The sequence below is a fragment of the Pseudomonas sivasensis genome (genome assembly GCF_013778505.1).
Lineage (GTDB): Bacteria > Pseudomonadota > Gammaproteobacteria > Pseudomonadales > Pseudomonadaceae > Aquipseudomonas > Aquipseudomonas sivasensis.
The window spans coordinates 629,954-643,838 of record NZ_JAAOWU010000001.1; the positions used below are offsets into that span (position 1 = coordinate 629,954).

At 61.0% G+C, this 13,885-nt stretch carries 11 protein-coding genes and 1 tRNA gene; 3 read left to right on the top strand and 9 right to left on the bottom strand.

All coding sequences use genetic code 11. From position 1 onward, the window contains the following. Positions 1–4: 4 nt before the first annotated feature. Both pfkB and ptsP read right to left on the bottom strand, forming a co-directional pair. Positions 5–925 carry a 1-phosphofructokinase gene (pfkB, locus tag G9Q84_RS02815; RefSeq protein WP_032886209.1) on the bottom strand — a complete coding sequence of 307 codons (921 nt, stop codon included), beginning with the start codon at positions 923–925 and terminating at the stop codon, positions 5–7. After that, positions 926–3,784, bottom strand: a complete 2,859-nt coding sequence (ptsP, locus tag G9Q84_RS02820) for a phosphoenolpyruvate--protein phosphotransferase (protein WP_122680383.1) — start codon at positions 3,782–3,784, stop codon at positions 926–928. It abuts the gene before it with no gap. 294 nt (positions 3,785–4,078) lie between these two features. Between ptsP and cra the strand changes: the two genes are divergently transcribed. After that, the gene (gene cra, locus G9Q84_RS02825) at positions 4,079–5,074 is read left to right on the top strand and encodes a catabolite repressor/activator (RefSeq protein ID WP_095183806.1); all 996 of its coding nucleotides are present in this window, start codon (positions 4,079–4,081) and stop codon (positions 5,072–5,074) included. Between the two features lie 2 nt (positions 5,075–5,076). Continuing rightward, positions 5,077–5,853: a TatD family hydrolase gene (locus G9Q84_RS02830; protein ID WP_099601105.1), complete on the top strand. Its 777-nt coding sequence runs from the start codon at positions 5,077–5,079 to the stop codon at positions 5,851–5,853. Here G9Q84_RS02830 and G9Q84_RS02835 read toward each other — a convergent pair. The 5 genes from G9Q84_RS02835 to G9Q84_RS02855 form a co-directional block, all read right to left on the bottom strand. Continuing rightward, entirely contained in the window at positions 5,800–6,231 is a 432-nt protein-coding gene (locus tag G9Q84_RS02835; protein WP_032886205.1) for a hypothetical protein, read from the bottom strand. The two genes, G9Q84_RS02830 and G9Q84_RS02835, sit on opposite strands and share 54 nt — an antisense overlap. Positions 6,232–6,357: 126 nt before the next feature. Beyond that, positions 6,358–8,388: a methyl-accepting chemotaxis protein gene (locus G9Q84_RS02840; protein WP_181642860.1), complete on the bottom strand. Its 2,031-nt coding sequence runs from the start codon at positions 8,386–8,388 to the stop codon at positions 6,358–6,360. Positions 8,389–8,539: 151 nt separating this feature from the next. Then, positions 8,540–9,376 carry a regulatory signaling modulator protein AmpE gene (gene ampE / locus G9Q84_RS02845; RefSeq protein WP_095183802.1) on the bottom strand — a complete coding sequence of 279 codons (837 nt, stop codon included), beginning with the start codon at positions 9,374–9,376 and terminating at the stop codon, positions 8,540–8,542. Next, complete coding sequence (gene ampD / locus G9Q84_RS02850) at positions 9,373–9,936, bottom strand: 1,6-anhydro-N-acetylmuramyl-L-alanine amidase AmpD (protein WP_099601103.1); 564 nt, start codon at positions 9,934–9,936, stop codon at positions 9,373–9,375. Before ampD ends, ampE begins: the two co-directional genes overlap by 4 nt. 61 nt (positions 9,937–9,997) lie before the next feature. Further along, a complete protein-coding gene (locus G9Q84_RS02855) occupies positions 9,998–12,148 on the bottom strand; it encodes a DUF1631 domain-containing protein (protein ID WP_181642861.1) in 2,151 nt (716 codons plus the stop codon). Between the two features lie 244 nt (positions 12,149–12,392). On the opposite strand from G9Q84_RS02855, the gene nadC reads away from it, so the two are divergent. Further along, a complete protein-coding gene (nadC, locus tag G9Q84_RS02860) occupies positions 12,393–13,241 on the top strand; it encodes a carboxylating nicotinate-nucleotide diphosphorylase (RefSeq protein WP_032886200.1) in 849 nt (282 codons plus the stop codon). Positions 13,242–13,306: 65 nt separating this feature from the next. Here the strand turns inward: nadC and G9Q84_RS02865 are convergent, their stop codons facing one another. After that, positions 13,307–13,612, bottom strand: a complete 306-nt coding sequence (locus G9Q84_RS02865) for a DUF6388 family protein (RefSeq protein ID WP_032886199.1) — start codon at positions 13,610–13,612, stop codon at positions 13,307–13,309. A 164-nt stretch (positions 13,613–13,776) separates the two neighbouring features. After that, a tRNA-Thr gene (locus G9Q84_RS02870) sits at positions 13,777–13,849 on the bottom strand. Positions 13,850–13,885 lie beyond the last annotated feature (36 nt).

Here is a 13,885-nt window from a genome sequence, read left to right on the forward strand (position 1 = left end):
CCTCTTATTGTTCTGTCAGCGGGCGTACGAGGACGCCGCTTTCGAGGTGCGCCAACTGCGCGTCATCGCTGATGCCAAAACCGATCTGCGTCACCGCCATCGCAGCAATCGCAGTGGCGCGGCGCAGGGTGTGCTCGGGGGCTTCGCCGCTGAGCAGACCGTGGAGCATGCCGGCCAGCAGCGAGTCGCCGGCGCCTACGGTGCTGGCCACCGCGACCTTGGGCGGCGTCGCATGCAGTGTGGCGCCCGAGCTGTACCAGCTCACGCCTGCGGCACCGTCGGAGACCACCACATGTTCCACACCTTGTTGATGCAGTTGGCTGATGGCATCCGCAGCGTTATCCAGAGCGTCGGCGAGTTCCTCAGTATTGGGTTTGACCAACCATGGGCCCGCCTGCAAACCGGCGCGCAACGCTTCGCCGCTGGTGTCCAGCGCGACTTTCAAACCGAGGTGTTTCAACTGCACCAACACCCCATGCAACCACTGCGGGGTGACGCCGCGAGGCAAGCTGCCGGCGACCACCACCGCGTCATGCCCGGGGGCAATTCGCGTGAGTTGATCGAGCAACGCCTGTTGCGCCTGCTCACTGACCAGCGGCCCTGGCGCGTTGATGTCGGTGACCCGGCCGTCCTGCTCGGCAATCTTGATATTGCTGCGGGTTTCGCCGGGGACGCGGATAAACGCGTCAGCAAAACCACGGCGCGCGATCAGGGCCTCAAAAGCTTGAGGATTGTCCTCCCCCAGAAAGCCGCCCACGGTCACCTGATGCCCAAGATCTGCCAACACTTGCGCCACATTCACACCCTTGCCGGCGGCATGGGTGAGCACGGTGTCGCTGCGGTTGACTTCACCGGGTTCCAGGCGCGGCAGGCGCACCGTAAGGTCCAACGCCGGGTTCAGCGTCAGGCTTAGAATCCTTGCCATTTACACGGCCTCCACAAGGGCACGCACTTCAGCAGGAGAACCCACCGCCAGTGCTTTTTGCGCCAGGCCCTGGGCCTCGCTCAGACTGAATTCACGCACCCGCGCCTTCACTTCAGGAATGCTGCGGGCGGACACACTCAACTCATCCACACCCAGCCCGACCAGCACCGGCACCGCCAGCGGGTCTGCCGCCAGCTCGCCGCATACGCCGACCCATTTGCCATGGGCATGGGCCGCACGCACGGTGATATCGATCAGTTGCAGTACTGCCGGGTGCAGGCCATCGGCCTGGGCCGACAAGGTCGGGTGGCCACGGTCGATGGCCAGGGTGTACTGGGTCAGGTCGTTGGTGCCAACGCTGAAGAAGTCGACCTCTTTGGCCAGCACCGGCGCCAACAACGCAGCGGATGGCACTTCGATCATGATGCCCAGTTGCAGGTCGGCCACCGGGATTTCCAGGCGCAGGCGCTCGGTCATGTCCCGGGCTGCGCGCCATTCATCCACGCTGCCGACCATGGGAAACATGATGCGAAGGGGACGGTTATCCGCCGAGCGCAACAGCGCGCGCAATTGCGCCTCCATGATCTGCGGGCGTTGCAGCGTTAGGCGAATGCCACGCACACCAAGGAAGGGGTTTTCTTCCTCGGCAATCGGCCAGTAAGGCAACGGTTTATCGCCGCCCACATCAAGGGTGCGCACCACCAGCGGGCGCCCGTCGAGGCCGTCGAGAACGCGGCGGTATTCGGCTTCCTGGGTGGCTTCGTCCGGGGCTTGCGGGTGGGCCATGAAGATCAGTTCGGTGCGCAACAGGCCAATGCCTTCGGCGCCCTGCTCGACCGCTTTGGCAACACCTGCGCTCTCGCCAATATTGGCAAACACTTCCACGGCGTGGCCGTCACGGGTGACAGCTGGCTCGTGACGCTGGGCCGAGGCGGCTTGCAAGCGTTGTTCGCGGGTGTCGCGCTCGACGGTAGCGCGTTGCAGGGTGGCGGCGTCGGCGTCCACGTGCAGGCGACCGCGCTGGCCATCCAGCAACAGCGGCGTGCCGGAAGCCAGCAGCAACACGGCCGGACCGGCGCCGACCAGCGCGGGGATGCCAAGGGCACGGGCGACGATAGCGCTGTGGGCCGTAGCGCCACCACGGGCGGTGAGAATGCCGGCAACGCGAGCCGGGTCCAGACGGGCAACGTCTGAAGGGCCGACTTCGTCCATCACCAGGATGTAGGGCTCGGTAGGCTCTTGGGCGGTTTCGACACCGCACAGTTGGGCCAGCACCCGCCGACCAATATCACGCAGATCGGCGGCGCGTTCAGCGAGAAGAGCATCCTGCAACGACTCCTGCTGCTTGGCGGCGGCTTCGATCACGCTCATCCAGGCGGCTTCGGCGCTTTCGCCTTGCTTGAGACGGGTGTCGACTTCATCGGTGAGTTCCGGGTCGTCGAGCATTTCCTGGTGGGTGATAAAAATCTCGCGAATCGCCTTGGATTGGCTGCGCTCGATCAGGCCATGGATATCGCGGCGTACCTCAGCGAGTGCATCTTGCAGGCGCTGGCGCTCAATGGCCGAGGACTCACCGCGCAGCGGGTAATCGAACACTTGCTGGATCTGCACATGCGCAGGGCCGATGGCAATGCCGGGCGCAGCGGCGATGGCCTGGACCTGGCTGCCGGCCAGCGGTGCGCTGAGCGTGGGTTCGGCCTCAACGATGGCAGGCTGGGCGCTCGCGGTCGGCAATGGCTCGACCTCTTCACCCAGGCCCTCTTCTACTGCCGCCAACAGCGCGGGCAGCGCATCACCAGCAATGGTCGGCTCGGCGACAAACTCCAGCACCTGGCCGCGACGGGCGCCCAGGCTGAGCAACTTGCTCAGGCTCTTCACCGACACGGCGCCCACGGGGCCATCGACGATGCGCACACGGATGTCGCCTTCAAAACTTTTTGCCAATTGCGCGAGGATCTTCGCCGGCCGCGCGTGCAGGCCATGGGCGTTGGCCAGGGTGATGCGGGCGCTCGGCCAGTCCGGCGGCAGTTCACCGCCCAGCACTTCGAGTACCGCACGGCTGCTGGTGGCGCGACCCAATTCCTGCCCCCGGCCTTCGATCAACAGCGCGCACAGGCGTTCAAGCAACGCCTGATGGGCTTCGCCCAGGCTGGCCAGGCAGAACAGGCCATTGAGCGGCTGACCGAGATAGCGCATGGGTTTGTCGGGCGTGACGAACGCCAGACCAGGGCGCTTGACCGTCTGCTCGCTGTGCAACCACCACAAGCCATCGCCCAGGGGCAACGCATCGACCTGCTGCAACACAGCGGCGAAACCATTGCTCACACAATCGGCCTGGCGCAACAGGCGTGCGCCTCTCCAGACAAGCTCTTCGAAGTCATCGGCGGACACGCCCAGGCTGATCATCTGCGCGTCCAGCGCCAGCTCCTGCGGGGCGCCTTGCAGCAGTTTCAGCAACGCTTCAGCGCTGCCAGCACGGCGCAAGGCCTGGCCCAGATCGGTTTCACCGAGGGCGCGGGTGAGCAGTTGCAGCAGGCGTAGGTGTTCATCGGACTTGGCGGCAATGCCGATGGCCAGGTAGACAATCTGACCGTCGCCCCAGTCCACCCCTTCGGGGAACTGCAACAGGCGCACGCCGGTGGAAAACACTTGGTCGCGGGTTTCGGGAGTGCCGTGGGGGATGGCAATACCCTGGCCGAGAAAGGTCGAGCCTTGGGCTTCACGGGCTTGCAAGCCGCTGAGGTATCCCTCGGCGACCAGGCCATCAGCCACCAGTTTGTCAGCGAGCAGGTGCAAGGCAGCAGATTTATCCGCAGCCACTTGGCCCATGGATATCTGCTCTACAGTGAGCTCAAGCATGCCGTTCTCCTAGTTAGTGCAATGGGTGCACTAGGTATTGTTTTGAATAAAACAGTGTAGAGGCGTTCGGTAATAACTGACTGAGTAGTCAATTGGCAGTAGGCACTCAGTAGCGAACGTCGTAAAAATACGCTGGCTGAAACGTTTAATCTAGAATTTAAGGCAGATTACGCGTTAATTGTGCATCCTTGAAGGACCACTCGGCACTTGAGCTGGAACATGGGTCGTAGGCTGGAATCGGTTACGATTGGAAAAAATGTCGGGGCAAGCTCCAAAAAACAAGGAAATCCCGGTTTGAAACTCAGTGATATCGCGCGTCTAGCCGGTGTGTCCGTGACCACCGCCAGCTACGTCATCAATGGCAAGGCCGAACAGCAACGCATCAGCAACGCCACCGTTGAGCGAGTGCGTGCCGTGGTCGAAGCCCATGGTTTTACGCCCAACCCCCAAGCCGCCGGGCTGCGAAGTCGGCACACGCGCACCTTGGGCTTTATTCTGCCCGACTTGGAAAACCCCAGTTACGCACGAATCGCCAAGCTATTGGAACAAGGCGCCCGCGCGCGCGGCTACCAGTTGCTGATCGCCAGTTCCGACGATGAGGCGGACAGCGAGCGCCAACTGCTGCAACTGTTCCGCGCGCGGCGTTGCGATGCGTTGTTCGTGGCCAGTTGCCTGCCCGCCAGCGATAACAGCTACCGCGAGCTGCAAGCCAAAGGTTTACCGGTGATCGCTATCGACCGGGTGATGGAACCAGACCAGTTCTGCTCAGTGGTCAGCGACGACCGCCAGGCGTGCCAACAACTGACCAGCAGCCTGCTGCAACCACTGCCCAAACAGATCGTGCTGATCGGCGCACGGCCTGAGCTGAACATCAGCCAGGAGCGTGCCGATGGTTTTCGTGAAGCGCTGCAAGGCTTCACAGGCGAGGTGATCGTCGAACACGGCGAATCCTTCAGCCGTGATTGCGGCAGACAGTTGATGGAACAACTACTGCAACGACTGGGGCATTTGCCTGACGCACTGGTGACCACGTCCTACGTGCTCTTGCAGGGTGTGTTTGACGCGCTGCATGACTTCCCACTCAAGTCGCGCCCGCTGCGCTTGGGCACCTTTGGTGACACCCAACTGCTGGATTTTCTGCCGCTGCCGGTCAACGCCATGGCCCAGCAACATCAACTGATTGCCGACGCTGCCTTGCGCCTGGCCTTGGCCGCGATTGAAGAAGAACAGTACCAACCGGGCGTGCATGCGATCGGCCGGACCTTCAAACAGCGGATCCACGAGGCCTGAGCGTGGAGCTGATCGACACCCATACCCACTTGGACTTCCCGGACTTCGACAACGATCGCCCGCAAGTCCTCGCCCGCAGCCGTACACTCGGGGTGCAACGCATGGTGGTGTTGGGGGTGTATCAGCAAAATTGGCAGCGACTGTGGGATCTGGTGCAGGCGGATGAAGGATTGTTCGCGGCTTTCGGCTTGCACCCGGTGTACCTGGACGACCACCGTCCCGCCGACCTCACGGCATTGGGCGACTGGCTGAGCCGCCTGCACGGCCACCGGCAACTGTGTGCGGTGGGCGAAATTGGCCTGGATTACTTCCTTGAACACCTGGACCGCGAACGCCAGCAGAGCCTGTTCGAAGCCCAGCTCAAACTGGCCGTGGACTTCCAACTGCCGGCGCTGCTGCACGTACGCCGCAGCCACGCAGCCGTGATCGCCACCCTCAAGCGCATCCGCCTGCCACGAGGTGGCATCATCCACGCGTTCGCCGGAAGCCGGGAGGAAGCCCACGAGTACATCAAGCTGGGCTTCAAGCTCGGCCTCGGCGGTGCCGCCACGTGGCCCCAGGCTTTGCGCATGCACAAGGTGCTGGCGCAATTGCCGCTGGACGCGGTGGTACTGGAAACCGACGCCCCCGACATGGCACCGGCCATGTACCCAGGCCAGCGCAATAGCCCTGAGCACCTGCCCGAGATCTGCACCGCCCTCGCCGAACGCATGGGCACCAGCCCGCTATTGCTGGCCGAGGCGAGCACACGCAATGCGTGGGAGCTGTTCAAGTGGTAAGGCCGGGATCACTGCTTGCAGGTTAAGGGTCATTCGCTGCCGATGGCGGGCGTAGCGCAGCACCAGGAAATGCACCAACAGCACCAACAGTGACACGTTGAGCTGGCCGATCACGCTGATCAGCCCCACCCATTCAGTCACAAGTGCCACGATCAGCACCACGCTGGTCAATATCGCCATGCTCGGGCGTACCAGCGCCCAGTGGTCCAGCGCTTTGAAGTGGCGCAATTGCCGTGGGCAGTTCAGTTCCAACACATGCTGACAGTAGGGGCAGTCGAAGGGTTCTTCGATGGCGATGGCATTCAGTTGCCAGGGCTTGAGTTCAAACGTGATGTCGCAATGGGCGCAGTGCCCCTTGATGCCAGCGGCGGTGGTCATCGTCGTGCCTCCCCTTAAGCGGGATTGAGTGAAATAAATTCTCACTCATTCCCGCGAACAAAAAAGGCACCCAGAGAAATCCAGACGAGAACTACATCACCAGAAGACCAATCCTACTCCGCCCCCTTACACGCGAAAGGCCCCGATCAATTGCTTCAACTCGATCACCTGCAATGAGAGCTGCCGGCTTGCCGCCTCGGTCTGATGTGCGCCTTGGGCCGCATGTTCGCCGGCCCGATTGATTTCGACGATGTTCTGGTCGATATCGTGGGCGACGGCAGTCTGTTGTTCCACGGCGGCAGCGATTTGCTGGTTCTGGTCGACGATCATGCCGACGGCGCCGAGGATATTTTCCAGCGCCTGCTGGACCTTTTCCGATTGGCCGACGGTACCGCTGGCCATTTCATGGCTGGTGCCCATGGCCTTCACTGCCGCGCCGACACCGCTGTGCAGGCGGCTGATCATCTGTTCGATTTCTTCGGTGGAATGCTGAGTGCGCCGAGCCAGCGTGCGCACTTCATCGGCCACCACCGCAAAACCGCGTCCCTGCTCACCAGCCCGCGCGGCCTCAATCGCCGCGTTGAGCGCCAGCAGGTTAGTTTGCTCGGCGATGCTTTTAATGACTTCCAACACGCTGCTGATCGACTGGCTGTCAGTGGCCAGTTGGTTGATGACCCCCACTGACAAATCTATCTCTGAGGCCAGCCGCGCAATGCTGCTCTGCTGGGATTGCACCAGGCCACGGCCACTTACGGTTTCATCGTTAACGCTGTGAGCACTGCTGACCGCCGCGGCCGCACTGCGCGCCACTTCCTGGGCGGTGGCCGACATCTGGTTCATGGCCGTCGCCACTTGTTCGATTTGCGTGCGCTGGCCAGAGACCGCTTGATTGCTGCGGGCCGAAACTGTTTCCACTTGTCCGGCCTGCAGTTCGACCTGGCTGACGGTGTGACCGACGCGTTCGATCAAGTCATGGATTTTCGCCACGGTGCCGTTGAACACCTGGCCGAGATCGCCCAGCTCGTCGCGGCTTTGGGCAACAAACGTGACGGTCATGTCGCCGGCCGCCACCTTGTCCATCATCGCCCCCAGGCGTCGCAGGGTGGTGCGCGTCGAGGCGTAGAAGCCTGCGTACAGATAGAAGATCAGCAGAAATACCGCTGTCAGTGCCGAGACCAGTACCACCATGTGTGTACGGTTTTGCGCCAGGCGCTGATCCAGTTGCTGCCCGAGAAAACTCAGGGTGGCGTCATCGAGCTGATAGGTCTTGGCCATCAATTGGCTGACGCTGTCGTAGAAAGCCTGCCAAGGAGCTTCGAGGGTTTCAGCCATGACCACCTGCTCTTCAAACAACTCGCTGCCTTGCTTGAGGCTGGCGTTGCTGGCCTTCGCCAAGCCATCAAGCGCAGCGTGAGCGGCTTTGCTGGAGCCCAGGGCGTCCTGCAATTTTAAGCCGTATTCGGCCTGGAGTTTTTCCAGCTGTTGCAGCAGTTCGTCAAAACGGGTGCTTGAGGAGGAATTGAGGAAGCCCTGTCCCAGAGAGTAAGCGCCCATCGCCCGCCCCTCTCCCAGGGTTTGAGTGACTTGGGGGGTGACACTGGTGATCAGTTCGCTGAGTTGTCGTAAATCGCTCTGCGGGTCACGGCTCAAGCCGGATTGGCTGGCAATGATCTGGCTGAGCATCTGCGCTTTATTCAGCAACTTGCCGATCAGCGCACTTTTGCTCAGCAACGAAGTTTCCTGTTGCTGGGCCTTGAAGGCGGCGATCAGTTCGTCGCGCTTGCCTTCAAACACGGTGATTTGCTCGGGCTCGGTGGCCATCGGGTTGAGGCCTTGCAAACGGGTGAGCACGCTCTGCTCCAAGGCGTCGATCTTGGCCTCAAGGTCACCGGCTTTGCCGGACTGGCCGAGGGTTGCGTTGATCTGCACCTGGTTATTCAGGGTCTCCAGATCTCGGCGCAGGGCCAGGCTGCTGCCGAGCAGATCAAGGCTTTGCAGTTCGACACGGGTGCCCTGGAATTCGCGCCAGGAATCACGCACCAGGTAATAGTTGGTCGCGAGCATCGGCAGCAGGAACAGCACGCTGATCAGGCTGAACTTCATGCCGAAGCTCAGGCGATTCATCAGCGCGATGGCGGGATAGAGCAAGCTCTTCACAGGTGAACTCCCTTTTCTTTTATTTTTATTGAGGCGCAGGGCGGCGGCAGAAAGCCACTATTTGGCGCTCTGTCTATATAGCTCAATTTGAAAGGGAGTTTTGTAACTTAAGGTTAACGACAGGAGCGAAGGACTCGCTCCTGTCGGAGGGTCAAGGCAGCACAGTCCAAATGGCGAAACCGGCATACCACAGCACAGCCGCGCGCAGCAGCAGCTCCCAAAGCCGATCCAGGCTATTGATGCCGTCTGCACCTACCACCGGCGGCGGGATTTCAGCAGCGACCAGGCCGACTTTTTCCACCAGTTGCGCGGCGCTGATGTCCCAGTTCAACAGCTCGTGAAGCATGACACGACTGACCGCGACGAAATTGCCCACCAAGGCAAAGCTGGCCGCCAGCAGGCGCACCGGCAACCAGTCAAACGCATGACGCAATTGCCCGGCGCGTTCGGCCACCAGTGGGTTCTGGCTGTGCTCACTGGCCAGGGCCAAAAGCCGATAGGCCAGTGCGGCGACCGGCCCCAACAGGAAGTACCAGAAAATCACTGCGAAAAAGCTCTGGTAAGCCTGCCACAACAAATGGCCCTGAACGCGTTCCAGCAGTTGCTCACCGCTGTCGGCACCCAGCTTCAGGTCGCGCTCGGCCACGTGCTCGGAAGCTTGCAGATCACCCCGGCGCCAGGCGTCGCGAAACGGCCCAAGCCCGGCCAACAGATCACCACGGCCCAAGCTGTAGATCACCACCAGCAGGTGCACCGGCAGCGCCAACAAGCCATAGGCCACCGGTTCCAGCACCAGCAGCAACAACGCCAGCAACGCCACCGGCAGCAACACCAACAGGACCAGAATCAACCAAGGTTGCTTGCCCAGGCGCGGGCTCGACTCCAACTTGGCCAATTCACGCAACCAGCCGCCGTCACGCTGCAATCGCTGGCGCATGGCCGAGAACTTCTCGATCCACACCGCCAGCACCAATACCAGAAAACTCATCGTGCGTGTCCTCCATCCTGCAGAGCGCTGCGAAAGCGCGTCCAATCAAAAGCGGGGCCGGGATCGGTCTTGCGCCCCGGGGCGATATCGCTGTGACCGCATATGCGCTGCGGCGTAATACCGGGATAGGCTGCCAGCAACTGAAGGGTAAGGTCGATCAGCGACCTATATTGGGCGTCGGTGAAGGGCAGGTCATCCGTGCCTTCCAGCTCTATACCCAAGGAAAAGTCATTACAGGTTTCACGCCCTTCGTAGCATGAAACCCCTGCATGCCAGGCGCGGTCGATGCAGGACACAAACTGCGTCACCGCGCCGTCGCGCTCAATCAGAAAATGCGCAGACACCCGTAGCTCTGCAATCCCTTCAAAGTAGGGATGTTCCGTGACATCCAGGCGATTCTGGAAAAACTCCTGCACCTTGCCAGTGGCGAACTGCGCCGGTGGCAGGCTGATGTTATGCACCACCAACAGTGAGATTTCGCCTGTGGGGCGCTCGTTGAAGTTGGGCGAAGGGCAATGGCGAATGCCCTGGCACCAACCGCTGGCGGGGTCCAACTGCATACAGGATCCTTGAACGTGACTAAGTGTGACCAGTATGCCGCGTTCGACCCCGTGGTTGCGATCACTTGCCGCGATTGAGTTGACGCAGTTGCCCCACCACTGCCGCCAGTGCTCGCTCGAACAGCGGCCCATCATCCAGGATGTACAGCGCCCCACGCTTGAACGCCAGCGCCAGTTGGCCTGCACTTTTATCCAGGACTTTGAGCCCGGTGCGGCCAACAAAAACGTAGGTATTGGCCGGTGCCATGATCGCCATCAGCTTGCACCGCAGAGCGCTGGGCTGCCCTGGCTGGAACACGACCCAGTCACCGATCCGCAATTTGTAAACCTTGAGCAGGTCCGGATCATCCGCCGGGAGATCTTCAACTGAACCAGGCGGCGTTGTGCTGAGCACTAAAGGTTCGCGCACTTCGATCAACCCATCGACACCCTCGGTCGGCTGGACATGCAGGGCCTGCAAACGAACAAAAAAATCACGGGTGCTGAAGGGGTCGAAGGCTACGCTGGTCAACCCGTCGCGTAGGGCCTTGAGCAAGCCCGGCAACTGCTCTACTAAATGGCCCCCGGCTTCGGTGTCTTGCGGCAGGCTCACACTCCAGATCAGCTCATCCATGGTGCGCAGCGCTGCTTGCCATTGCACCGACTGCTCGCCGTACTTGAGGCTGGCCAGCAACAGCACCTGACTCCAGGCCTGTTGCAGAAACAGCACCACAGCTCGCGGTAAAACCTTGCCCAATAGCCGTCGATTGAGCACCTCGGCCACCCGTGCTCGCGCCGCGTCAGTGCGCACGCGCCCTTCTTCGGCGTCGCGAGTGTGCTGCTCAAGCAACTCGCAGCGCCGACGCTCATCAGCGGTAAACGCATTGAACTCAGTCAGCAACAGGGAAAAAATCGCCGGGTCTTCGACATACTCATTGAGCAAACGCTGAACCACCTGCTCGATGCGCAGATACAGACTGTCGCGCTGGTAGTCAGCGACCGGGCTCCAGCCCATGGCGGTCGTGGCAATTTCATTCAACAGGCGCCGCGCTGGGTGGCTGGCACGGCTGAAAAAACTCTTGTCCAGCACCGCCACTTTCAGCAGTGGGATCTGCAGTCGGCCGATCAAAGCCTTGAAGGCGTCCGGCACGGCGCGGTCGTTGAGGATAAATTCGAACAGCAAGGCGATCAGGTTGATTACATCTTCGTCCGCATCCTCCACGACCCGCGACTTGCCACTTTTGACGCTGACACGGGTGAGCAATTGCTCAAGCTGGTTACGCAGGTCGAAATCATCTTCGACTTCCGGTTCCGGCACGTACTGCTGCAAATGGGACAACAGCCGCAACAGGTCGCGGGTGGCGATGGGCTGGGGTTCTGCGCTGGCCTCAAGCGTAGGCGACACGCTACCGCGCACGGGGGCCAACAGCGCCTGCAAAGCGGCGAAGGCTTGCTGGCCATTCTCGTCGACGGGTTGCTCCGCGCTGGGTAATGCTGCTTCACGCTGGTAATCACGAGCGGCGCGCTCGCCGGGACGACGGGAGGGTACAGCCTTGAGTTCCGGCAATACGCCGGTGGCGCCCAGCAACTGGTTGGCTTCCCCGTAGAGTTGGTCGGCGTCACTGAGCACGTATTTTTCAAACAGTTTGAGCATGATCAGTTTGACGCGGATCTCCACACCCAAACTGCGCCCCGCACGCAGGAAAAACTCGCACAGTAGCGCCGGGCCCAAAGGGTTTTCACGATCATCCAGGTTATTGCCCAGCAAGGCACTCAAGCGCGCGGTCAACTGCCCAAGCGCCAGGCCGTCTCGGTTGCGCACCCGGCCGACCATGGCCTCAAGTGCCACGGCTTTTTCCAATTCATCCTTGGATGAACTTGGCGCCGTGTCATAGGACATCACCGGCACCATCTGAAGCTCGCCCCTCCCCGCCTGACCCAGGCCGCCAAAGGCTTGGAATAACCGCTCCATGAACACGCGCTCGAAATTCTTGCGCTTGAGGCGCAGGTCGCGCATCGCTTCAAAGAAAATATGGTGATCCACGTTGCTGCGGGCCTTGTCGGCCATCTCGAACAACGTGTCGTCGGCGTTATCGAACAATTCCTGCAGCCCCTGCTGCAACTGTTGCGCGGCTCTGTCGCGAACCTGCAGCAGTACCACCGGCAGGCGCGCGAGCGGCGATGGCGTGGCGTGTGCCCTGTTGATTGGCACCACCTTTCCGTCATTGTGCATCCTGGCCTCCTGAAACGGCGGTATTGAGTTGGGGAAAGATCGGGTACAGGCCCGTTGGGCGCTGTGGAAACCGCTCATCACCAGGACGTCAAAGCTATGACGCCAATTGCAAGGCGCAGGATTATCTTGCAAATGAGGGCCGTTGCGCCAGCACCCTCTGACATTGCGTGGTAAATCAGCGGTGACTCTGGGTTCGAATGCACGCTACCCCTATAATCGGGGCACTTTGTTTGTGGAGCCTGTTATGCCGAACCTCCGTCTTGCCGACCTCACCGCCGAAATCGAAGCCAACGTGCGCCGTGCACTGCTGGAAGACATCGGCAGCGGCGACATCACCGCGCAGTTGATCCCGACCGAACGGCTGGCCACCGCCACCATCATTACCCGCGATATCGCTGTGATTGCCGGTACGGCCTGGGTAGACGCAGTCTTCCGCCAACTGGACCCAAGGGTCGCCGTGCACTGGCAAGTGGCCGACGGCGAGCGCGTCAGCCCCAACCAAGCCCTGTTCCACCTCGAAGGCCCGGCGCGCTCGTTGCTCACCGGCGAACGCTCTGCCCTGAACTTCCTGCAGTTGCTGTCCGGGGTCGCCACACGCGCCCGGTTCCTCGCAGATTTTGTCGCCAGCACCCAGGTCAAGCTGCTGGATACCCGAAAAACCCTGCCCGGCCTGCGCCTGGCGCAGAAATACGCCGTGACCTGTGGTGGCTGCCACAACCACCGGATTGGCTTGTATGACGCGTTCCTGATCAAGGAAAACCACATCGCGGCCTGCGGTGGTATCGCCCAAGCCATTACCGCCGCCCACAAAATCGCGCCCGGCAAGCCGGTGGAAATCGAAGTGGAAAGCTTGGACGAACTACGCGAAGCACTGGCAGCGGGCGCCGACATCATCATGCTGGATGAATTGAGCCTGGAAGATATGCGTGAAGCCGTGCGCCTGAACGGCGGCAAGGCGAAGCTGGAAGCCAGTGGCGGGATCAATGAAAGCACCCTGCTGCCCATCGCTGAAACCGGAGTGGACTACATCTCCATCGGCGCGATGACCAAGGATGTTAAGGCGGTGGACTTGTCTATGCGACTGAGCATCTGAGGTCAATATTTGATGCTTGATTGTGGTGAGCGGGCTGCCCCGCACACCACACAAGTACGTCGGCGTCAGACGACCAGGTTATTCATCTCGCAATACTCTTCCCAATCAACACCCAGCACCTCGGCCGCCTCTTTGTGCAAGGCCAGCCGTGCGGCTTCGAACTCTTCCGGTGTCGAGGTGTACTTGAGGGTCAACTCCCAAGGCTGGAGGCCCTGGCTCTCGGCCTCGTCCTCGAATGCCCACTGGATCTGGTCGCGCTGATCATCGGCGCTCAGGTCCTTGATCTCTTCTTTGAGCTGCGGCGATTCCCCGATGTATTTTTCGAGGGCTGCTTGATGTCGAACTTCCTGGGTCATTTCAGTCGTGGTCATGTTGTTCTCTTAGATCGAGGAATGGGGATGCATCTGGGTCATCAAGGTTGCGCAGATACAAAAGAGCGGGCATGAATGCCGACTCGTCTGGCCTTCAGAACCATTCTGGGATCATCTGAAAACGTTGCCGTTTAAACACTGCATCTAAAACAGTAGCGCCTTTATGCCCGAGACAGGAATCGAACCTGCGACCTTCGCGTTACGAGTGCGCTGCTCTACCAACTGAGCTACACGGGCGATGGGCTAAAGCTAGCACCGCATCGGGCGTCCGGC

Bases quoted from the DNA above. Each gene is read 5' to 3' on its own strand.
- pfkB (WP_032886209.1), bottom strand. From the start codon at position 925: ATGGCAAGGATTCTAAGCCTGACGCTGAACCCGGCGTTGGACCTTACG.
- ptsP (WP_122680383.1), bottom strand. From the start codon at position 3,784: ATGCTTGAGCTCACTGTAGAGCAGATATCCATGGGCCAAGTGGCTGCG.
- G9Q84_RS02835 (WP_032886205.1), bottom strand. From the start codon at position 6,231: ATGACCACCGCCGCTGGCATCAAGGGGCACTGCGCCCATTGCGACATC.
- ampE (WP_095183802.1), bottom strand. From the start codon at position 9,376: ATGAGTTTTCTGGTATTGGTGCTGGCGGTGTGGATCGAGAAGTTCTCG.
- ampD (WP_099601103.1), bottom strand. From the start codon at position 9,936: ATGCAGTTGGACCCCGCCAGCGGTTGGTGCCAGGGCATTCGCCATTGC.
- G9Q84_RS02855 (WP_181642861.1), bottom strand. From the start codon at position 12,148: ATGCACAATGACGGAAAGGTGGTGCCAATCAACAGGGCACACGCCACG.
- nadC (WP_032886200.1), top strand. From the start codon at position 12,393: ATGCCGAACCTCCGTCTTGCCGACCTCACCGCCGAAATCGAAGCCAAC.
- G9Q84_RS02865 (WP_032886199.1), bottom strand. From the start codon at position 13,612: ATGACCACGACTGAAATGACCCAGGAAGTTCGACATCAAGCAGCCCTC.